The organism is Deferrisoma camini S3R1 (assembly GCF_000526155.1).
Classification (GTDB): domain Bacteria; phylum Desulfobacterota; class Deferrisomatia; order Deferrisomatales; family Deferrisomataceae; genus Deferrisoma; species Deferrisoma camini.
Genome location: NZ_JAFN01000001.1, coordinates 196,878 through 216,178, shown reverse-complemented (window position 1 = coordinate 216,178; position 19,301 = coordinate 196,878). Strand labels below are relative to the sequence as shown.

Here is a 19,301-nt window from a genome sequence, read left to right as displayed (position 1 = left end):
GCCATCGCGGGTCCACGCCACGCGCCACGGCTGGCGGTTGAATCCCGAAGGGGCTCCGGATACGGCTCTCTCTAACCAACGAAACGGGGGTGGCGGCATCTTCTGGTTTCCTGAACTCGTCACTCGGCGTTCCCGCCTGCCCCGGATCGCCCTGGAGGCGGAGGCGTCCCTGCTTCCCTCTTCTGCCGGGCCCGCCTGATCGCCGCGCGCACCGCCGTGTGGGACATGCCGCACAGCCGCCCCAGCGACGCAAAACTCTCCCCCGCCTCCTCGTGAGCCCTCAGAAAGAATGCCTCCCGGGCCCGCACCACCCCCCGGCGGCGGGTCCGCCCCAGCACCAGCTCCCTCCCGATCCCATGCTCTCGGCACACCTCTTCCAGCACGTGCAGCACGTCCCTCTCCGATCGCCGCACCGGCGCGCCCGCCCGCTCCAACAGCTCCCTCACGAACTCCCCGCCCCCGAGGATCCGCTCGTCGCCCGGCTCCCGCTCCTCCCTCTTCCTCCGCAGCAGATTCTTCCACCCCCCGGCACTCCGAACCAGCCCACCGCCCCGAAGCTCCTCGCGCCTCCCCTGGCTGAATCCGGCTTCCACGAACGCCCGGTACCCCTTCCGCGCCTCCCCCATGCGCCGGCCGAACATCCGGAGCACTTCGTCCACGTTCTGGCACGCGAGCTCCCGGCTCCTCAGGAGCACCGCGTGCCCGGTGTAAGGGTATTCGTCCAGGGCTTCCATCGAGGCCACCAAGCCGGCCCGCACCGGGTTCAGGTGGATGTAGCGCACCAGCTCCAGGAAGTACGGCTCCTCCTCCACCACGATGCTCTTGTACCGGTTCTGGAAAACGTGGCCACGCCGGCCATGCCGGCGGTTGTGCCACACGGCATACCCCGTCATCAGCCGCCGCATCATCGGCGCCAGCAGCACCTCGCGGGGGCGGACCAGCAGATGGAAGTGGTTGGACATCAGACACCACGCCAGCAGGTCCGCGCGAGCCCACTCCACCACCCCGGCCAGGCGCTCCAAGAACGCCTTCCGGTCCCGTTCGTCCTGAAAGATCGCGTACCCGTCGATCCCCCGGGCCATCACGTGCTGGAGGACACCGAGTACATCGAGCCTTGCGGTCCTTGGCATGCGGTCAACCTACCGTGGTCGCCATCGAATGGCAAGATATATTCGTTTTGGACCAGCGTCCCGAATTCCCGAGGACCAGCGTCCCGAATTCCCGAGGACCAGCGTCCCGAATTCCCCATATTCGTTTTGGACCAGCGTCCCGTGGACCAGCGTACCCCGTCATCAGCCGTCGCATCATCGGCGCCAGCAGCACCTCGCGGGGGCGGACCAGCAGGTGGAAGTGGTTGGACATCAGGCACCACGCCAGCAGGTCCGCGCGAGCCCTCTCCACCACCCCGGCCAAGCGCTCCAAGAACGCCTCCCGGTCCCGTTCGTCCCGAAAGATCGCGTACCCGTCGATCCCCCGGGCCATCACGTGCTGGAGGACACCGAGTACATCGAGCCTTGCGGTCCTTGGCATGGGGTCAACCTACAGCGCTCGCCCACGGAGGGCAATATATTTTCGTTTTAGACCAACGTCCCGGATTCCGTCTCGGTCGCCCTCACGCCCTTGCGCTTCCCTTCCCTCGTTGTGACCTACTCAGGGGAGGACTTCCACCTCCAAGCCAGTGCCCATGCCGGGCGTACCAAGAAAGAGGGCCCCCGGTGGGGCCCTCTTCGTGTATGTGCCGTGGATGCCTGGGTGGACGTTTAGGCCTTCTTTTTCCGGCGGCGGCTCACGCCAGCCACGCCCAAAAGCCCCGAGCCGAGAAGGATCATGGTACCCGGCTCCGGAACTGGGTTGACCTCGACGTCCACGTCGCTGCGTGCAAACGCGTAGGTCAAACCCTGTCCACCAAGGATGTCGCCGCTGCCCCGCAGGTGCACGAGGTCGTCTCCAAAGCTGTCGCCGAAGGTGAAGAAGGTCGTATCCAGCGTGATCGGCAGGAAGATCGGGTCACCGTTAACCTGTTCCAAGGCAAACCGCATGGTCCCTACCGGGCTCGAACTGCCCGCTTTTGCAACTTCCGTCGGGTCATAAGCAGAGAGACTTGTCGGTATGAACTGCCACATCGTATCCGGGTCGTCCGTGACCGAAAAAGCCCACAGAAAGGTTCCATCTTTGACGGCCGCCTCGGCTGCGGCCATGGTGGGGTCACCCGCGATCGTGTCAAGATTGATCGGGCCCCCGGTGTACACTGAGACCATGGGCGTGGCGTCGTCGATCGTGCCAAACCAAGCACCGAACTCGGGGTCAGAGAAATCCGTGACGATTTTTTCCACCTTGATCGCGGTCCACGCGACCAGTTCGTCGCCTTCTTCATTTAAAGAATACTTCACGTCGTTCGTTTGATCTTTCGCGAAGGAGAACTCGACGGCCGAATAAAGGTAGTCGCCCTCAGAAATTACGCCATTATCGTCGTTGTCCACGAAAAAGTCAAGATCATTGTCCTCAAACAATGTCCCTGGTTGGTCCGTGGGGCTATAGAAGAGTGGCACCGCCATCGCCGTGCTTGCCCACACGCCGCATATACTAGCTAAGGCAAATGCAAGGAATCTTTTCCGCATGGTTTTCCCTCCTCAATTGTGGCTTAGGTTTGGTGGTCGATGCAGACGCTGGCATTACGACTTACGTTGCTCTTGTTCGCTTCGGCTCCCTCCTTTTCGTAGACCAGATCCGGTGTTGGCGTTTCCGAGGTATCGAGCCCTTCCAGCTAACTCCACGCTCTATACCAGCATGCAATGAATGTGCCGAAAGCGTTGAGGATCCTAATGGGGCCTGGTGCGGGCGATAGCGGCTTTCTCGCCGCTTGCGGCGGCGGGGTGGGAAAAGGAGTTCCACTTAAGGGAAGGAGTTGTCTTCCGTTGGGAGGGAAGTAGGGGACGCTGGTCTAAAACGAAACTATCGTTCGAAGGAACGCTGCAAAATTTCGAAGTTTCCGCTCGCCAAGAACCGCACTTCCCCATCCGGATCGGCCAAGGCCAGGGGAGGGGACATTCTATAGCCCCTCCGTCAAGCAAAAAATTTATGCTGTGATAACAAGCGGTTGAGCGAACCCATGGTTTTCGGGCACACCCCACCCCCGATCGGATCACGTCGGCGACGTCTCTGCCTCGGCGGATCTGCAACCTCACCGTTATCGAGGGGAGGGGACGCTGCTGCCCAGTTGATTCCGGCCCTCCCCCAACTCACCTCCCGCCACCACTGCTCCCCCGGCCTCCGGAGGGATAACGTTGAAAAGTTTTGAAGTTTCCGCTCATCAAAAACCGCTCTTCCCGATCCGAATCGGCCAAGGGCGGCTCCAAGTTGAGCCCCCGCGCCCCGACTGCCCAAAGCCAAACCCTTTGCGCCGTTGCGGTCGTGGCGCGAGACGAGACGAGCCTCTACCGTTTCCCATTCCCCTTGCGCGGTTTCCGGCTCCCCGCTAACATTGTGAAACAGTTTCTGGATATTCCGAGAGGCACCCATGTCCATCGCCCTCGACATCTACCAGGCGTTCAAGGACGATGAGCCCAAGGCCCGGGCCCTGGCCGAGGCCTTCGACCGCCTGGAGCAGCGGATTCCGGCCGACGTGGCCACCCAAGACCAGCTCGAGGCGGTGAAACTCGAGCTCAAGAGGGATATCCAGGAACTGCGCACCGAGATCGAGCGTCTACGCCTCCAGGGCGAGGAGGTGCGGGCGGATCTGTCAGAGCGAATCGAGCACGTCCAAGCAGACCTGTCCGAACGCATCGAGCAGATCCGGGCGAACCTGTCCGCCCGTATGGAACAGAACCGCCTGGAGATCGAAAAGGTCCGGGCAGACCTGTCCGAGCGCATCGAGCACGTCCAAGCAGGCCTGTCCGAACGCATCGAGCAGATCCGGGCGGACCTGTCCGCCCGCATGGAACAGAACCGCCTGGAGATCGAAAAGGTCCGGGCAGACCTGTCCGAGCGCACTGAGCACGTCCGAGCGGGTCTGTCCGAGCGGATCGAGGAGGTACGGGCAGACCTCTCCGCTCGCATCGAGCAGAACCGTCTGGAGATCGAGCGGGTACGGGCGGAGGTCGTCCGCACCCATGCCTCCACCCTCCGTTGGGTCACCGGCCTCCTCATCGCCCAGGCCGGCGTGATCGTCACGCTGATCAAACTCCTTCCGTAAACCGAGATCTGGGGGGCAACGGCGGCTCACGCCACGGACGCCACGTTGGTCCGCCGGTCGCAGGTCGGCGGTCGTTCGTCGTGGAAACCGCCACACGCCCCCGGCCCCGTCACTCCTCACGCGTGACTGCCCACAACCTTCCGTTGCGCCGTTGCGAGCGTGGCGTGAGACAAGAAGTTGAAGTTCTCCGGGGACTGCAGTGACGAGTGACGCGTGATCCGTGACGAGGGTCGGCAGCCTCTCCGTCTCAGCGCCCCAACGGGCCTCGGCCGAGGCCTGCGCTGCGATCGGGGCGAGACAACCGCGCTCCCTCGGGAACAGGGGATGCGGCTTGGTGTGCCGGACTTTGGCGCCGGGATGTCACGGCGTTACTCCAAGACCCGAAGTCCGACCGCCCTGGCACTCTGGGCGAGTACCTGGTCGTAGCACGCGAAAACCACTTTGCCCCGAACGTGTTCCTTGATGAGCAAGGCAGACGCCAGGTGGATGGCGTCGAACCCCCGTAGAGGATGCTCCAGCACGAGCCGGGCCACCAGGCGATTGACTGCGTCGCCCACGGGCACTCGCACCATGGCCCGAAAATCGTCGAGGAATCGGCTGCGGACCCTCTCGTGATCCCTTTCGCCCAAATCCCCAGCCCTCCGGCGTCTGGCCAGGGCGGCCAGACACTCCGCACAGGCCACTTCCGAGGAGGCCACCTGGACCGCGTCGCGCCAAGCCGCCAAGACGGCTTCCGTGTGGGCCTCTCGGACGTAGCGCTTCACCAGGGCGCTGGTGTCGCAATACAGGATCACCGCCGATCCTCGAGTACTGTGGACGAAAGGGGTTGGCCCCGGATCTCGACCGGTTCGAACTCCTGAACGTCTCTCCCAGGCCCCGGGAGCCTTACCAGCCCACGGGCCGCCATCTCCAGCAGGTCCTGAAGCTCCGTACCGATCGCCTGCCCGTCGGGAAGAATCCGGGCCACCACGCGTCCTCGCTCGGTCACCAGGATGTTCTCGCCCGACTTCACCAGCTGTAGGTACCGGCTCAAATGGTCTTTCAACTCCTTGACCCCAACGGTTCGCATGGAAGTCTCCGCGAAACAAGTAGCCCTATTCTGCGGAAAGTGGCTACCACCCTACCCCTCTGCAAATCATCCGTCAATGCGTATCCATGGGAAACCGAGCTCGGGGGGAGAGGGGCTCACGCAACGGACGCCACGTTGGTCCGCCTGTCGCAGGTCGTTCGTCGTGGAAACCGCCACACGCCCCCGGCCCCGTCACTCCTCACGCGTGACTGCCCACGGCCTTCCGTTGCGCCGTTGCGGGCGTGGCGTGAGACCAAGAAGTTGACGTTCCCCAGACCTTGGCGTGAACTGCGGGATTCACGCAACGCCGCCAAGCTCGCCCCGGAAACCCCCAACCCCAAAACCCGTTGCGTCGTTGCGAGCGTGGCGCGAGACATGAAGTTGTAGTGCTCCAAGCCACGGCGGGAACTTCGGGGGTCACGCAACGGCGCCACGGACAGCTACGTGAACCCCCAACCCCAGAACCCGTTGCGAGCGCTGCGGGCGTGGCTTGGGCCCCGAGGAGGTTGTGCCGCGGCAGGGGCGGCGGATCAGTCTTTGAGGTGGCGGGCGATCACGAGGCGTTGGATCTCGCTCGTGCCCTCGCCGATGGTCAGGAGCTTCTGGTCGCGGTAGAACCGCTCGACATCGTAGTCCTGCATCAGGCCGTAGCCGCCGTGGATCTGGACCGCGGCGTCCACCACCCGGCCCATGACCTCGGAGCAGTACAGCTTGGCCATGGCCGCGTACTTGCCGAACGGTCGGCCGTTGTCCTTTAGCCAGCACGCCTTGTACAGCAGGTTCCGGGCCGCCTCGATCTCCATGGCCATGTCGGCCAGCTTGAACTGGATGGCCTGGAAGTCGAAGATCGGCTGGCCGAACTGGCGGCGCTCCTGGGCGTAGCGCAGGGCCAGATCGAACGCGCCCTGGGCTCCCCCCAACCCCATGGCCCCGATGGACAGCCGGCCCCCGTCCAGGGTCGAGAGCATCTGGCGGAACCCGTCCCCCTTCTTCCCGAGGATGGCGTCCTTGGGGAGCCGCACGTCGTCGAAGTACAGCTCGGCCGTGTTGGACGAGCGCCACATCATCTTGCCGTGCATGGCCTTTCGGGTCAGCCCCGGGGCGTCCGCCGGCACCAGGAAGCACGAGAGCTCGTTTCGGCCGTCGCTCTTCTTGCCCGTGACCGCCTGCACCACGATCACGCCGGTGATGTCGGTGGCCGCGTTGGTGATGAAGATCTTGCTACCGTTGATGACCCACTCGTTGCCGTCGAGCACGGCCTTGGTGCGGGAGCTGCCCGCGTCCGAGCCGGCCAGGGGCTCGGTGAGCCCGAACCCGGCCAGCATCTCGCCGGTGCACAGCTTGGGGAGCCAACGCTTCTTCTGCTCCTCGCTCCCGAAGTAGTAGATCGGGCCGATCCCCAGGGAGTTCCCGGCGGCCACGGTGGCCGCCTGGGACCCGTCCACCCGGGCGATCTCCTCCACCGCGATGATGTACGATACGTAGTCCAGCCCGCTGCCCCCGTACTCCGGGCTCACGAAGATGCCGAACAGCCCCATCTCACCCATCTTCCGGGTGAGCTCGTAGCTGAACTCCTCCTTCGCGTCGAGCTCGCGGGCCACCGGCCGGATCTCCTTCTCGGCGAACTCGCGCACGCTCTGGCGAAGGATGTTCTGCTCTGCGGTCAGATCGAACGACAGTGCCATGGAATAGACTCCTTTGATTCGGCGCGTCGGCCGCCCGGACCAGGGGCCCGCGGCCCGGCGCCAACAACCGCCCCTACAGCTTCGAACGGATGTGCTCGCGGTAGGCCTCGATGTCGCGCTGGAGCATCCGGAGCTGGTCGATTCGGTGCTCGATCTCCTCCAGGTGGTGATCCAGCAGCTCCAGGAGCCGGGGCAGCACCTTCTCGTTGCTCCGGTGGGTACGGTAGAGCTCCTCCAGCTCCTTCATCTCCTCCAGGCTCAGTCCCAGCAGCTTGAGCCGCTTGATGAACTTGAGCCGCCGGACGTCGTCGTCCGTGTAGATCCGGCGCCCCCCCTCCACCCGGCGCACGCTGTTCAGGAGCCCGATGTCCTCGTAGTAGCGGATGGTGCGGGGTGTAAGCCCCACCCTCCGGGCCAACTCCCCGATCTTGAGGGGCGGGGGGCCGCCGTTTCGCGCCGGTTGACCCATGCCTCAGTCCCAGGTGCGGGTGTCTTCGATGACCTTTCCGTCGTCGGGCAGCCCGTCCACCCACTCCACCTCGGCCCCGATCCGCAGCACGTCCCGCAGCCGGCCGGCGATCTTCTGGGCCAAGCCCTCGGAGCGCTCCCGGCTCACCACCCGCAGGGTCAGGCGGTCGCGGTTGTTCTCGCGGCTCACCACCGCCCGGAACCCCTCCACCTCGGGAAACTCCCGGAACACGGCCTGGAGCTGGCCCGGGTGCACGAACATGCCCTTCACCTTCACGAGCTGGTCCGCGCGGCCCAGCCACCCCTTGAGCTTGGGCGTGGCCCGCCCGCACTCGCACCCACCCGGCAGGAAGGCGGAGAGGTCGCCCGTGCCGAACCGAAGCAGCGGGTAGGCCTTGTGGAACAGGGTGACCACCACCTCGCCGGTCTCCCCCTCGGGCACCGGGCGGCCGGTGGTGGGGTCCACGATCTCCACCACGGCCCGGTTCACCACGTGCATGCCGCCCTTGTGGAAGCACTCGTACGCGATACACCCGCAGTCGGCCGTGCCGTAGCCCTGCCGGAGGATCAGCCCGAACATCTCCTCCACCGAGGAACGCAGGCTGTCCGGAAGGGGCTCGGCCGTGACGAACGCCACCTCCAGGCCTAGGGCCCGGCGGGGATCCACGCCCAACGCCTTAGCCTTCTCGCCGATCTGCAGGAGAAACGAGGCCATGCCCACGAACCCCTTGACCCCCAGGCGCTGCATGATCTCCACCTGGGTCTCCCGCTCCCCCACCCCGGTGGGCACCACGGGGCACCCCAGGCTCCGGAGGGCGTCGTCGAACATCATGCCGGCCGGGGTCATGTGGTAGCTGAACGTGTTGATGGAGATGTCCCCCGGTCGGAACCCCGCGGCGAACAGGGCCTCCTCCCAGCCCCATCCCTCGCCGGGGCCCTGGGGGTCGTAGATCGGGCCGGGCGACCGGAACACCCGCTGCATCCGCTCCACGGCCATACCCAGCAGTCCCCCGAACGGCGGCTCGGCGCCCTGGATCTCCACGAGCTTGGCCTTGGGGGTCACGGGGAGCTTGGGCAGGTCGTCCACCCCCTGGATGTCCGCGGGCGACACCCCGACCTCGTCCATGACCCGCCGCCAGTAGGGGGCGTGCTCGTAGGCGTGGGCCACCGTTTCGCGCAACCGGCGCGACAGCGCCTCTTGCTGCGCCTCCCAGCTCTGGGTCTCGAGCTCTTCGTTCAGAAACCCGGTCGTCCGGTCCATGTCTGGATGCCCTCCGGAAGTGCGGTTGTCAATCGTTAGTCGTTGGGGCGCTTCGCGTCCGCCGGGCAGCTTGGCGGCTAGGCGGCTAGGCGGCCACTCCGCGACGAACGGCCTTCCAGCGTTTTCGCAACCCATCGGCCACAGATTTACACAGATGAACACAGATGGAGGAAAAGCGGAGGTCTCAACCCCACCAGCAGCCGGATCCGCCGGCTACCCCTCCACGGCAGGAAGCCCTCGTCCCTCCCAAGATCCGTGCAAATCTGTGCCGATCTGTGGCCTCCCAGCCTCCCAGCCTTCTAGCTTTCCAGCCTTCCTACGACAGCCACCGTTTCCGGCGCTTGTAATGCTTGGCGTTCTTGAACGAGCGCTTGTGACCGCTCTCGCCCACCCCCAGGTAGAACTCCTTCACGTCCTCGTTCTCCCGGAGCTTCTCGCTGGGCCCGTCCAAGACCACCTTGCCGTTCTCCATGATGTAGCCGTAGGTGGCCACCTTCAGCGCCAGGTTGGCGTTCTGCTCCACCAGGAGGATCGTGGTCTTCTCCTCCTCGTTGATCTTCTGGATGATCGAGAAGATCTCCTTCACCAGCAGCGGGGCCAGCCCGAGGCTCGGCTCGTCCAGCAACATCAGTTTGGGCCGGGCCATGAGCGCCCGGCCGATCGCGAGCATCTGCTGCTCGCCGCCCGACAGGTACCCGGCGAGCTGGTTGCGCCGCTCCTTGAGCCGCGGGAAGAAGTCGTACACCAGGTCCAGGTCCCGCCGGACCCCGGCCTTGTCCTTGCGGGTGTACGCCCCGCACAGGAGGTTCTCGTGGGTGGTCAGGTCCTCGAACACCCGGCGGCCCTCCATGCACTGGAAGATCCCCATCCGCACGATCTCCTCGGGGTCCTTCCCGTTGATCTTCTCGCCGTTGAACTCGATGGTGCCCTCGGTGACCTCCCCCTCCTCGCTCCTGAGGAGCCCCGAGATGGCCTTGAGGGTGGTGGACTTGCCGGCCCCGTTGGCCCCCAGCAGGGTGGTAATCTTGCCCTCCTCGCACTCCAGGGAGAGCCCCTTGAGGACCAGGATCACGTCGTTGTAGACGACCTCGATGTTGTTGACCTTCAGCATGGGAGTCTGCTCCGTGAGACGGGTGTTTCCCTTTCGGGGAGCCGCCGGCCTTTGCCGGCGGCTCCCCGAAAGGGGGGAGGCCCCAAGGGGCCTCCCCTCCGGGATCTCCGGCTTAGAAGCCCAGCCAGTCGGCCCGGCGCGGCAGCTCCACCGTGGCCTTGTAGACCATCTTCCCGCCCTGGTACTCGTAGATCTTGGCCGAGAGGTTCGGCCGATGGTCGTCGGCCGTGTAGGTGATGGGCGCGGTGAGCCCGCCGGTGTCGAAGTCCTTGAGGGTCTCCAGGGCCTTCTTGAGGCCTGGGCCGGTCAGGTCGCCGGCCGCGTCGGCCCGCTTCAGGCCCTCGGCCATGACCATCATCGACACCCAGCCCCGGATGAAGTGGGTCATCTGGTGCTCGCCCTTGGTGACCTCCACGATGGTCTTCATACCCGGCACGTCGTCGCCGTACACGGCCGCGGCCTGCAGCCCCAGGGCGCCGTTGGCCGCGTCGCCGGCCAGCTTGAACAGGTTCTCGTCGTTGCCCCAGATGTTGATGAGGAACTTGGTCTTGAGGCCCAGCTTCTTGGCGTCCTTCAGGATCACGGCCGCCGACGGGGTGGTGCCGCCGATCCAGGCGAAGTCAGGCTCGTTCTTCTTGAGGTTCAGCAGCTGGGTGGTGGCCTCGATGGCCCGCAGCCCCACGTTCTCCTCACCCACGATCTCGAAGCCCAGCTCCTCGGCGTACTTCTTCCCGGCCGGGATCGGAGCCTTGCCATAGGGGTGGTCGGGATAGATGAAGGCGATCTTCGGCTTGCGGCTCTCGTTCCAGTTGTCCTTGAGGTACTTGAGGCCGGCCCGAAGCTGGGTGGAGTAGTCGGCCGCGATGAAGAAGTTGTAGGGGGCCTTCTTGGGGTCGGTCAGGTGGGCCGAGTACGAGGCCGAGAAGTAGGGGATCTTGTCCTTGCCCACCATCTTCGTCAGGGCCTCGGTGTCGCCGGTGCCCCAGCCCTGGATCGCCAGGACCCGGTCCACGGTCTTGAACTTCTTGTACAGGTTCAGGGCCTCGGGGATCTTGTAGGCGTAGTCCGAGCGCAGCAGCTTCACCTTCTTGCCGTTCACCCCGCCGTGGGAGTTCAGCCAGTCGGCGTAGGCCTGCACGCCGTCGGCGTAGGGCTTGCCCACCGCCGAGGTGGGGCCGGTCAGGTCGGCGATGTGGCCGATCACGATGGTGTCGGCGGCCGTGGCGCTCGCGGCGAAACCGACGGCCGCGGCGACCGAAAGGGCACGGATCCAGCGTTTCATGTCCATCCTCCTCTTCCCATGGGTTGGCACAGGGCCACGTTTTCCGAAACCGAAACCGAAAATCCCTCCCTCGACGTGCACCAGCGACGTTCTTTGGGTTTTCCGCTCCCGGCTCACCTCCTTTCCCGATCAGTAGCTGAACGGATACAGCTTCCAGTACGCCTTGATCAGCTTCCACCGGTGGGCCAGCCCGTCCGGCTCAAAGATCAAGAACAGTACCACGATCAGCCCGAAGATGCCCTCCTTCAGGCTCATGATCAGATCGCCCGCGCCCGCCCAGACGTTGGCCAGCACCGAGGTGCCGTAGCTCAAGAGGTTCGGCACCAGGGTCATGAAGATGGCGCCGTAGATCGAGCCCAGCACGCTGCCCATGCCGCCGATGATGATCATGGCCAGGTAGTTGATCGACTCGGCGATGGTGAAGTGCTCGGGGGTGATGTACTGGGTGTAGGCGCCCCACAGGCTGCCGGCGATGCCCACGATGAACGAGCTGATCGCAAACGACAGCAGCCGGTACTTGAACAGGTGGATCCCCATGATCTCGGCCGACAGGTAGTGGTCGCGCACCGCCACGAAGGCCCGGCCGTCCTTGGACCGGAACAGGTTCGTGGTGTAGATGGTGGTGAGCACCGCCACCGTGATGATCACGTAGTAGATGCTCTGGTCCGTGTCGAACACGAACTCCCCCACCTGGGGCGAGGGGAACATCACCCCGTTGGAGCCGCCCGTGATCCCCTCGAGGTGCAGGAACAGGTACTCCAGGATGAACTGGGCGGCCAGGGTGGCGATGGCCAGGTACAGGCCCTTCAAGCGCAGGCTCGGGATGCCGAAGATCATGCCCACGGCCGCGGTCACGAGCCCCGCCATGGGCATGGCGAGCCAGAACGGGATCCCCCACTCGTTCATGAAGAACGCGCAGGAGAACGCCCCCACCCCCAGGAACGCCCCCTGCCCCAGGGAGATCTGGCCGGTGAACCCCGTGACGATGTTGATGCCCAGGGCGCCGATCACGGCGATCCCGATCATGTTGGTGAGGCTCACCACGTAGGTCGAGGCGATCAGCGGGAACACGTACAGGAACACCACGAACCCGTACACCCAGAACCGGATGAACCGGGTCTGGAGCACCCGCATGTCGTCCTTGTAGGTCTGTTTGAAATCACCGCAGTGATTCACGCTCATGTCGGTTTCCTGCTTTCAGGCATGGGCGGCCGGGCCGCCGCGTGTGGATCCGTCACCCCGCTGTCCGCAACCCGCCCCTGCTAGACCCGCTCGATCTCCTCGGTGCCGAACAGGCCGTAGGGCTTCACCATCAGGATGATCACCAGGAACACGAACGGCGCCACCTCTTTGATCCCTTGGAGCCCGAACCAGGTCTTCAGGAGGCCGTCCGAGAAGTTCTCGAGCACCCCGATGATGATGCCGCCCACGGCCGCGCCCAGGATCGAGTCGAGCCCGCCCAGGATCACGGCCGGGAAGACCTTGAGCCCGAAGTGGCCCAGGGAGATGTTGATGCCGTTGATGTTGCCGATGAGGATGCCGCCGATCGACGACACCACCAGCGAGATGCACCACGCCAGGGCGAAGATGCGCTTCACGCTGATGCCCATCGAAAGGGCCACCTGGTTCGAGAACGCCGTGGCCCGCATGGCGATCCCGGCCTTGGTGTACTTGAAGAACAGGCCGAACAGCACCAGCAGCACGACCGAGAGCCCGAAGCTCCACAGGTACACCTGGCTGATCGGGATGCCCGCCAGGTTGATCGGCGTGTCCGGGAACAGGGGCGGGTCGTAGGTCTTGATCTGGGTGCCCCACACCGCGGTCACCACCGAGCGAAGCACCGACGACAGCCCGATCGTCACCATGATGATCGAGATCACCGGCTCGCCGATCATGGGCCGCAGCACCAGCCGCTCCACCAGCAGGGCCAGCACCACCGAGAACACCATGGTGATCAAGAAGGCCCACAGCCACGGCACCTGGTACTGGACCACCATCGAGAAGCAGAAGTAGGCGCCCACCATGAGGAACTCGCCCTGGGCGAAGTTCACCACGCTGGTGGACTTGTAGATGATGGCGAACCCCAGGGCCACCAGGGCGTAGATCGAGCCCAGCACGAGCCCGCTGATCAAGAGCTGAACGTAGAATTCCATGATGCCTCCGAAACCGGCAACCGGGTTGCAGGGGTCCTATTCCAGGGTGCGCACGACCAGGGTGGTCTTGAGCTGGGAGGTCTTGCCGTCCTGGTACCGGATCACCGTGTCGATGTGGATCTCGGGCTGGTTCGCGTAGATCGCCTCGATGATGTCCGCGTACTTCTGGTCGATGAACCGGCGGCGCACCTTCCGGGTACGGGTCAGCTCGTCGTCGTCGGCGTCGAGCTCCTTGTACAGCAGCACGAACTTGCGGATCCGCTGGTGCTCGGTCAGGCTCTCGTTGACCCTGCGGACCTCGCCCTCGATCAGCCCGTACACCTCGGGCTTGGACGCCAGGTCGGTGTAGGTGGTGTAGTTGATCCGCCGGTCCTCGGCCCACTTGCCCACGATGCCGTAGTCGATGCAGATCATGGCGATGATGTACTCGCGCTCGTGGCCGATGCACACGGCTTCCTTGATGTAGGGGCTGAACTTGAGCTTGTTCTCGATGAACTGGGGGCTGAACCGCTCGCCCCCCTTCAGGGTCATGATGTCCTTCATCCGGTCGATGATGACCAGGTGCCCGTCCTCGTCGAAGTACCCCGCGTCGCCCGAGTACAGCCACCCGTCCACGATGGTCTCGCGGGTGGCCTCCTCGTTCTTGTAGTAGCCCATGAACAGCGCGGGGCTTCGGGAGATCACCTCGCCCACGCCCTTGGGGTCGGGGTTGTGGATGCGGATCTCGGTCTCGGGGATCGGCTTGCCCACGGTGTCGAACTTGATGTCGCCGTCGTGGTGGATGCACGAGATCCCCGAGATCTCGGTCTGGCCGTAGATCTGCTTCAGGTTCACGCCCAGGGCGTGGAAGAACCGGAAGGTGTCGGGCCCGAGGGCCGCGCCGCCGGTGGAGGCCGAGCGGATGTTCGTGAACCCCAGCCGGTCCTTCAGGGCCCGGAACATGATCAGGTAGGCCAGCCCGTACTGGACCTTCTGCCAGAAGGTGGGCTGCTGCTTCTGGAACTTGAGGTCGGCCCACATGTACCCCACGGGCAGGCACTTGTGGAACAGGAACCGCTTGAACGGCGAGGCGTCCATGATCTTCACCTGCACCGTGGCGGCCAGGTTCTCCCACACCCGCGGGGGGCTGAAGATCACGTGGGGCCCGATCTCCCGGATGTTCTCGGTGGCGGTCTCGGGCTCCTCGGGGAAGTTCACGGTGAACCCGAACAGCAGGGCGCTCGCCACGCACATCATCTGCTCGCCGATCCAAGGCAGGGGCAGGAAGCTCACGAACTCGTCCGACTCGTACTTGGGGTCCACCTTGCCCAGGTTCGCGGCCATGCTCAGCATGTTCCGGTGGCTCAGCATGGCCAGCTTGGGGTTGCCCGTGGTGCCCGAGGTGGTGCAGATCTGGGCGCAGGCCTCCGGATCGGTGGCGTCGACCATCTGGTCGAAGATGCCGGGGTTCTTCTTCTCGAGCTCCCGGCCCCGCTCCTCCACCTCGGGGAAGTAGATGAGCCGGGGGTCGTCGTATTTGCGCATGCCCCGAGGGTCGGTGTAGATGATGTGCTCCACCGTGGGGATCTCGTCGCCCATGTCGAGCACCTTGTCCACCTGCTCCTGGTCCTCGGCGACCACGAACCGGGAGGCGGCGTGGTTGATGATGTACGACACCTCCTTCAGGATCGAGTCCTGGTAGATGCCGATGCCGATCGCCCCGGCGGACTGGGCGGCCAGCTCGGCCCAGAGCCACTCGGGCCGGTTGTCGCCGATGATCGAGATCGTGTCGCCCTTCTTGAGCCCCATGGCCACCAGGCCCAGGCTGAAGTACTTCACGTGCTCGTAGTAGTCCTTCCAGGTGTACGGCTGCCAGATCCCGAACTCCTTCTCCCGCATGGCCACCCGGTCGTCGCCCCACTTGCGGGCGTTGTGGCGAAGGAGCTTGGGAAAGGTGTCGAGGGGAAGGTCGACCATAAGCTCTTTCCTCCCTTCCTACCGGCCCAAGAAGGTTTCGTCTTCGGCCCCGAGGTACGCCCGGACCACGTCCGGGTTCTTCTGCACCTCGTCGGGCGTGCCCTCCCCGATCTTCTGGCCGAAGTCGAGGACCACGATGCGGTCCGAGATGTCCATGACCACCCCCATGTCGTGCTCCACCAGGATCACCGTGATCCCCCGCTCCTGGTTGATGTCGAGGATGTAGCGCACCATGTCCTCGGTCTCTTCCAGGTTCATGCCGGCCATGGGCTCGTCCAGGAGGATCAGCTTGGGGTCCAGGGCCAGGGCCCGGGCCAGCTCCACCCGCTTCTGCAGCCCGTAGGCCAGGGTGCCCACGATCTTCTTGCGGATGTGCTCGATCTCGAGGAAATCGATGATGTCCTCCACGAACCTCCGGTGCTCGATCTCTTCGCGCTGGCAGGGGCCGAGATAGATGCCGCCCTTCAGGAACCCGGTCTTCAGGTGGATGTGGCGGCCGATCAGCAGGTTGTCGAGCACGGTCATGCCCTTGAACAGGGCGATGTTCTGGAAGGTCCGCGAGATCCCGATCTCGGCGCGGGTGGCCGGGGGCTGGTTCGTGATCTCCCGCCCCTCGAACACGATCCGACCCCGCTGGGGGTGGTACCGGCCGCTGATGCAGTTGAGCATGCTCGTCTTGCCGGCGCCGTTGGGACCGATGATCGAGAAGATCTCGCCCTGGTACACCTGGAACCCCACGCCCATCAGGGCGTTGACTCCGCCGAAGCTCAGATGGATGTCGTCCACCTGGAGCTGGACAGGCCGTTCGTCCATGTCGCCTCCTTATCCACCCTACGGTCGGTATCGCGGCCGGAGTGGTATAACACCGTTCGCTTTCTCCGGTCAACCCGACACGCACCTAACGTCAAGTGCGGACGCGCTCCGCTTCCCCGCCGCACCGCCGCCAGCACCGGCAACCCGCCGACATTGCAACACAATCTCTCCAGGCCGCCCCCGCCGCCTCCGCCGCCGGTCTCTCGCCGGCCGTCCGCGGAGGCGGGCGGCGAACCCCGGCCACACCCCCCACCCGCCGTCGGCGCTCCGTGCAATACAGTGTTGACGAGCGACAAAGGCTCCATGTATACAGCCCTCTCCGGGAGGAGGATCGGTTGTGTCTTGCACTTTACGTGAACTGGCAAACGCCGCACCGCGCACGGTGACCCTGGTGGACGTGTCCGCCCGGGACGGGCTCCAGTCGGTGCCGGCCGTGCTCCCACCGGCCGAGCGGGCCCGCTGGGTGGCCGAGGTGCTCGATGCGGGGGTGCCCGAGGCCGAGGTGGGAAGCTTCGTGCACCCGCGCCGGGTGCCCCAGATGGCGGGCACGGCCGAGGTGGTGCGGGAGCTCGGTACCCACGCGGAACGGGCGTGGGTGCTGGTCCCCAACCGCCGGGGCCTGGAGGACGCACTCGCCGCCGGCGCCCGCAACGTGGTGTGCCTGCTCTCGGCCACCCAGGCCCACAGCCGGGCCAACCTGGGCCGACCGATCGAGGAGGTGCTACGGGAGCTCGGGCCCATGGCCGAGGCGGCGGCCGGAGCCGGGGTCCGCATGCGCTTGGCGCTCTCCATGGCCTGGGCCGACCCCGTGGAGGGGCCGGTGCCGGAGGAACGGGTGGTGGCGCTGTGCCGGGCCGCCCGGGACCTGGGGTTCTCGGAGCTGACCCTGTGCGACACCTTAGGGGGGGCCTCCCCCGTGGAGGTGGCCGCGAGGGTCCGGGCCGTGGCCGAGGTGGTTCCTTTGGAGAGCCTGGGGGTCCACCTCCACGACCCGGTGGGCACGGCCGGCGCAGCCGCGTTCGCCGCCTGGCTGGCCGGGGTCCGGCGGTTCGACGGGTCCCTGGGCGGGCTCGGGGGCTGCCCCGCCCTGGACGAGCCGGAGGGAAACCAGGACCTGGAGGAGCTCGCGGCGCTGTTCCGGACCCTGGGGGTGGATACGGGTGTGGACGGGGACCGCCTGGCCGAAGCGGCCCGGGCGAACCGGGCGCGCCTCGCCCGGGCGGAGACGTTGGAACGGTAGGACGTTGGTCGTAAATCGTAAATCGTGAATCGTGAGTCGTTGGGGAAGCTCGAACCACGAACGACCAACGCCCCGCGGCGGACGGCCTCCCAGCTTCCCAGCCTTCTAGCTTTCCAGCCCTTCACAAGGAGACCGAGCCATGAGCGAGCCCACCGTTCTCGTCGAAAAGGATGGCAGCCTCTGCCTGCTCACCCTGAACCGGCCCCGGGTGATGAACTCGATCTCGTTCCAGATGCTCCGGGAGCTCAACGAGGCCCTGGACGAGATCCGGTTCGACCCCTCGGTGCGGTGCGTGATCATCACCGGTGCCGGGGACCGGGCGTTCTGCGCCGGCGCGGACCTCAAGGAGCGGGCCGGCATGAGCGAGGACCAGGTCCGACGTTACATCCACACGATCCGGGCCACCTTCACCGAGGTGGAGAACCTTCCCATGCCGGTGATCGCCGCGGTGAACGGGGTGGCCCTGGGCGGCGGAACCGAGCTGGCCCTGGCCTCGGACCTGCGGGTGGCCAGCGAGACCGCCACCCTGGGCCTCACCGAGACGAGCCTGGCCATCATCCCGGGCGCCGGCGGGACCCAGCGGCTCCCCCGGATCGTGGGCAAGGCCAAGGCCAAGGAGCTCATCTTCACGGCCAAGCGGATCACCGCGGCCGAGGCCCTGGAGATCGGCCTGGTGAACCGGGTGTGCCCGCCCGATCGGCTCCTGGACACCGCCCGGGAGCTGGCCGAGGCCATCTGTCGCAACGGCCCCTTGGCCGTCCGGGCGGCCAAGCGGGCCATCGACCGGGGCATGGAGATGGATCTGACCGACGCCCTGGTGTTCGAGAGCACCTGCTACGAGACCCTGATCCCCACCGAGGACCGCCTGGAGGGGCTCAGGGCGTTTCGTGAGAAGAGGAAGCCGGAGTATCGGGGACGGTAAGACGTTGAGACGTTAGGACGCTGGGACGTTGGGACGCCTCCTGGCCTCCTAGCCTCCCAGCCGCTTAGCCGAACAAAAGGAGGACTCCCATGTGCGACACCATGAGGCTTCACCGGATGAACCTTCCCGACGAGGTGATCATCGGCGAGTGCTGGGCCCGGGACGGGCTCCAGAACGAGCCCCTGATCGTGCCCACCCGAAAGAAGGTGGAGATGATCACGGGCATGGTCGAGGCGGGGTTCCGGAAGATCGAGGCCACCAACTTCGCCCACCCCAAGTACCTGCAGCAGTTCGCCGACGCCGAGGAGGTGCTGCGGCAGATCCCCCGGAAGGAGGGGGTGGACTACCGGGCCATATGCACCACCCTGAAGGGCATCGAGCGGGCCGTGAAGTCGAAGGACGAGGGGTACGGGGTCGATGAGATCGCCATGGTGATCTCGGCCAGCGAGGCCCACAACCTGGCCAACGTGAACATGACCCACGACGAGAACAAGAAGCTGCTCGAGCAGATGACCCGGCGGGCCATCGACACGGGCCACACCGTGTTCGGGTGGGTGCTCACCAGCTTCGGATGCCCCATCAACGGGGACGTGCCCCTGGACCACGTGGCGAAGATGGGCAAGTGGTGGAAGGACATCGGCGCCACCTTCATCGGATTCGGCGACACCACCGGCGTGGCCAACCCCCGGCAGGTGAGCGAGTTCTACGAGTACATGCTGGCCGAGGGGTTCACCACCGACGAGGTGGTGGTGCACTTCCACGACACCCGGGGCTGGGGCGTGGCGTGCTCGCTGGTGGCGCTGACCTTCGGGTTCCGGTACTTCGACACCTCCCTGGGCGCCATCGGCGGCCAGCCCAAGACCGGCGCGGCCGAGTACCACCGGGGCTACGCGGGCAACACCTGCACCGAGGACCTGGTGGGCATGTTCGAGGAGATGGGGGTGCGCACCGGGCTCGACATGGACAAGCTCCTCGAGCTGGGCCGGAAGGCCGAGCAGACCCTGAACCGCCGGCTCCGCAGCAACTTCCTCCAGGCCGGCCCCGTGCCCCACCAGGGCATCGTGTACGACAAGGAGAAAGGGATCCTGGGCGAGAAAAGGTAGGGCCGGACGAACGGCCAAGCCCACCGACCGGGGTGGACCGAGGGTC

At 65.5% G+C, this 19,301-nt stretch carries 18 protein-coding genes; 4 read left to right on the top strand and 14 right to left on the bottom strand.

The genetic code is table 11. From position 1 onward, the window contains the following. Nucleotides 1-119: 119 nt before the first annotated feature. The 3 genes from DEFCA_RS0100895 to DEFCA_RS0100885 form a co-directional block, all read right to left on the bottom strand. On the bottom strand, nucleotides 120-1,130 hold the full coding sequence (locus tag DEFCA_RS0100895) for a transposase (protein WP_025321168.1): 1,011 nt from the start codon (nucleotides 1,128-1,130) through the stop codon (nucleotides 120-122). 4 nt (nucleotides 1,131-1,134) lie between these two features. Next, the gene (locus tag DEFCA_RS24615) at nucleotides 1,135-1,482 is read right to left on the bottom strand and encodes a transposase (protein WP_169709391.1); all 348 of its coding nucleotides are present in this window, start codon (nucleotides 1,480-1,482) and stop codon (nucleotides 1,135-1,137) included. Between the two features lie 278 nt (nucleotides 1,483-1,760). Then, the gene (locus DEFCA_RS0100885; RefSeq protein WP_025321166.1) at nucleotides 1,761-2,618 is read right to left on the bottom strand and encodes a PEP-CTERM sorting domain-containing protein; all 858 of its coding nucleotides are present in this window, start codon (nucleotides 2,616-2,618) and stop codon (nucleotides 1,761-1,763) included. Nucleotides 2,619-3,517: 899 nt separating this feature from the next. Here DEFCA_RS0100885 and DEFCA_RS20090 point away from each other — a divergent pair. Then, entirely contained in the window at nucleotides 3,518-4,192 is a 675-nt protein-coding gene (locus DEFCA_RS20090) for a hypothetical protein (protein ID WP_025321165.1), read from the top strand. A 368-nt stretch (nucleotides 4,193-4,560) separates the two neighbouring features. Here DEFCA_RS20090 and DEFCA_RS0100870 read toward each other — a convergent pair whose 3' ends face one another. The 11 genes from DEFCA_RS0100870 to DEFCA_RS0100820 all read right to left on the bottom strand — a co-directional run bounded on the left by DEFCA_RS0100870 (nucleotide 4,561) and on the right by DEFCA_RS0100820 (nucleotide 15,990). After that, nucleotides 4,561-4,986, bottom strand: coding sequence for a type II toxin-antitoxin system VapC family toxin (locus DEFCA_RS0100870; protein ID WP_025321164.1), 426 nt, complete (start codon nucleotides 4,984-4,986; stop codon nucleotides 4,561-4,563). Continuing rightward, a complete protein-coding gene (locus DEFCA_RS0100865; protein ID WP_025321163.1) occupies nucleotides 4,983-5,261 on the bottom strand; it encodes a type II toxin-antitoxin system Phd/YefM family antitoxin in 279 nt (92 codons plus the stop codon). Before DEFCA_RS0100865 ends, DEFCA_RS0100870 begins: the two co-directional genes overlap by 4 nt. A gap of 530 nt (nucleotides 5,262-5,791) precedes the next feature. Next, a complete protein-coding gene (locus DEFCA_RS0100860; protein ID WP_025321162.1) occupies nucleotides 5,792-6,940 on the bottom strand; it encodes an acyl-CoA dehydrogenase family protein in 1,149 nt (382 codons plus the stop codon). Between the two features lie 79 nt (nucleotides 6,941-7,019). Then, the gene (locus DEFCA_RS0100855) at nucleotides 7,020-7,415 is read right to left on the bottom strand and encodes a MerR family transcriptional regulator (RefSeq protein WP_025321161.1); all 396 of its coding nucleotides are present in this window, start codon (nucleotides 7,413-7,415) and stop codon (nucleotides 7,020-7,022) included. A 3-nt stretch (nucleotides 7,416-7,418) separates the two neighbouring features. After that, nucleotides 7,419-8,675: a phenylacetate--CoA ligase family protein gene (locus tag DEFCA_RS0100850; protein WP_025321160.1), complete on the bottom strand. Its 1,257-nt coding sequence runs from the start codon at nucleotides 8,673-8,675 to the stop codon at nucleotides 7,419-7,421. A 316-nt stretch (nucleotides 8,676-8,991) separates the two neighbouring features. Further along, nucleotides 8,992-9,786, bottom strand: a complete 795-nt coding sequence (locus tag DEFCA_RS0100845; protein ID WP_025321159.1) for an ABC transporter ATP-binding protein — start codon at nucleotides 9,784-9,786, stop codon at nucleotides 8,992-8,994. Nucleotides 9,787-9,898: 112 nt separating this feature from the next. Continuing rightward, entirely contained in the window at nucleotides 9,899-11,068 is a 1,170-nt protein-coding gene (locus DEFCA_RS0100840) for an ABC transporter substrate-binding protein (protein WP_025321158.1), read from the bottom strand. Nucleotides 11,069-11,197: 129 nt separating this feature from the next. Beyond that, on the bottom strand, nucleotides 11,198-12,250 hold the full coding sequence (locus tag DEFCA_RS0100835; RefSeq protein ID WP_025321157.1) for a branched-chain amino acid ABC transporter permease: 1,053 nt from the start codon (nucleotides 12,248-12,250) through the stop codon (nucleotides 11,198-11,200). 80 nt (nucleotides 12,251-12,330) lie between these two features. Then, nucleotides 12,331-13,221, bottom strand: coding sequence for a branched-chain amino acid ABC transporter permease (locus tag DEFCA_RS0100830; RefSeq protein WP_025321156.1), 891 nt, complete (start codon nucleotides 13,219-13,221; stop codon nucleotides 12,331-12,333). Nucleotides 13,222-13,257: 36 nt separating this feature from the next. After that, nucleotides 13,258-15,177 (bottom strand): long-chain fatty acid--CoA ligase, encoded by a 1,920-nt coding sequence (locus DEFCA_RS0100825; protein ID WP_025321155.1) that lies wholly within the window; start codon nucleotides 15,175-15,177, stop codon nucleotides 13,258-13,260. Between the two features lie 18 nt (nucleotides 15,178-15,195). Further along, nucleotides 15,196-15,990: an ABC transporter ATP-binding protein gene (locus DEFCA_RS0100820; protein ID WP_025321154.1), complete on the bottom strand. Its 795-nt coding sequence runs from the start codon at nucleotides 15,988-15,990 to the stop codon at nucleotides 15,196-15,198. Nucleotides 15,991-16,327: 337 nt separating this feature from the next. Between DEFCA_RS0100820 and DEFCA_RS0100815 the strand changes: the two genes are divergently transcribed. From DEFCA_RS0100815 to DEFCA_RS0100805, 3 genes are all read left to right on the top strand, one after another. Then, nucleotides 16,328-17,230 carry a beta/alpha barrel domain-containing protein gene (locus DEFCA_RS0100815; protein ID WP_169709390.1) on the top strand — a complete coding sequence of 301 codons (903 nt, stop codon included), beginning with the start codon at nucleotides 16,328-16,330 and terminating at the stop codon, nucleotides 17,228-17,230. A gap of 139 nt (nucleotides 17,231-17,369) precedes the next feature. Continuing rightward, the gene (locus DEFCA_RS0100810) at nucleotides 17,370-18,152 is read left to right on the top strand and encodes an enoyl-CoA hydratase (protein WP_025321152.1); all 783 of its coding nucleotides are present in this window, start codon (nucleotides 17,370-17,372) and stop codon (nucleotides 18,150-18,152) included. Between the two features lie 89 nt (nucleotides 18,153-18,241). Continuing rightward, nucleotides 18,242-19,255: a hydroxymethylglutaryl-CoA lyase gene (locus DEFCA_RS0100805; RefSeq protein WP_025321151.1), complete on the top strand. Its 1,014-nt coding sequence runs from the start codon at nucleotides 18,242-18,244 to the stop codon at nucleotides 19,253-19,255. Nucleotides 19,256-19,301 lie beyond the last annotated feature (46 nt).

Excerpts from the sequence above, each read along its gene's own strand:
- DEFCA_RS0100855 (WP_025321161.1), bottom strand. The coding sequence starts at position 7,415 with ATGGGTCAACCGGCGCGAAACGGCGGCCCCCCGCCCCTCAAGATCGGG.
- DEFCA_RS24615 (WP_169709391.1), bottom strand. The coding sequence starts at position 1,482 with ATGGCCCGGGGGATCGACGGGTACGCGATCTTTCGGGACGAACGGGAC.
- DEFCA_RS20090 (WP_025321165.1), top strand. The coding sequence starts at position 3,518 with ATGTCCATCGCCCTCGACATCTACCAGGCGTTCAAGGACGATGAGCCC.
- DEFCA_RS0100845 (WP_025321159.1), bottom strand. The coding sequence starts at position 9,786 with ATGCTGAAGGTCAACAACATCGAGGTCGTCTACAACGACGTGATCCTG.
- DEFCA_RS0100805 (WP_025321151.1), top strand. The coding sequence starts at position 18,242 with ATGTGCGACACCATGAGGCTTCACCGGATGAACCTTCCCGACGAGGTG.
- DEFCA_RS0100820 (WP_025321154.1), bottom strand. The coding sequence starts at position 15,990 with ATGGACGAACGGCCTGTCCAGCTCCAGGTGGACGACATCCATCTGAGC.
- DEFCA_RS0100885 (WP_025321166.1), bottom strand. The coding sequence starts at position 2,618 with ATGCGGAAAAGATTCCTTGCATTTGCCTTAGCTAGTATATGCGGCGTG.
- DEFCA_RS0100895 (WP_025321168.1), bottom strand. The coding sequence starts at position 1,130 with ATGCCAAGGACCGCAAGGCTCGATGTACTCGGTGTCCTCCAGCACGTG.
- DEFCA_RS0100830 (WP_025321156.1), bottom strand. The coding sequence starts at position 13,221 with ATGGAATTCTACGTTCAGCTCTTGATCAGCGGGCTCGTGCTGGGCTCG.
- DEFCA_RS0100835 (WP_025321157.1), bottom strand. The coding sequence starts at position 12,250 with ATGAGCGTGAATCACTGCGGTGATTTCAAACAGACCTACAAGGACGAC.
- DEFCA_RS0100850 (WP_025321160.1), bottom strand. The coding sequence starts at position 8,675 with ATGGACCGGACGACCGGGTTTCTGAACGAAGAGCTCGAGACCCAGAGC.
- DEFCA_RS0100840 (WP_025321158.1), bottom strand. The coding sequence starts at position 11,068 with ATGAAACGCTGGATCCGTGCCCTTTCGGTCGCCGCGGCCGTCGGTTTC.
- DEFCA_RS0100825 (WP_025321155.1), bottom strand. The coding sequence starts at position 15,177 with ATGGTCGACCTTCCCCTCGACACCTTTCCCAAGCTCCTTCGCCACAAC.
- DEFCA_RS0100865 (WP_025321163.1), bottom strand. The coding sequence starts at position 5,261 with ATGCGAACCGTTGGGGTCAAGGAGTTGAAAGACCATTTGAGCCGGTAC.
- DEFCA_RS0100810 (WP_025321152.1), top strand. The coding sequence starts at position 17,370 with ATGAGCGAGCCCACCGTTCTCGTCGAAAAGGATGGCAGCCTCTGCCTG.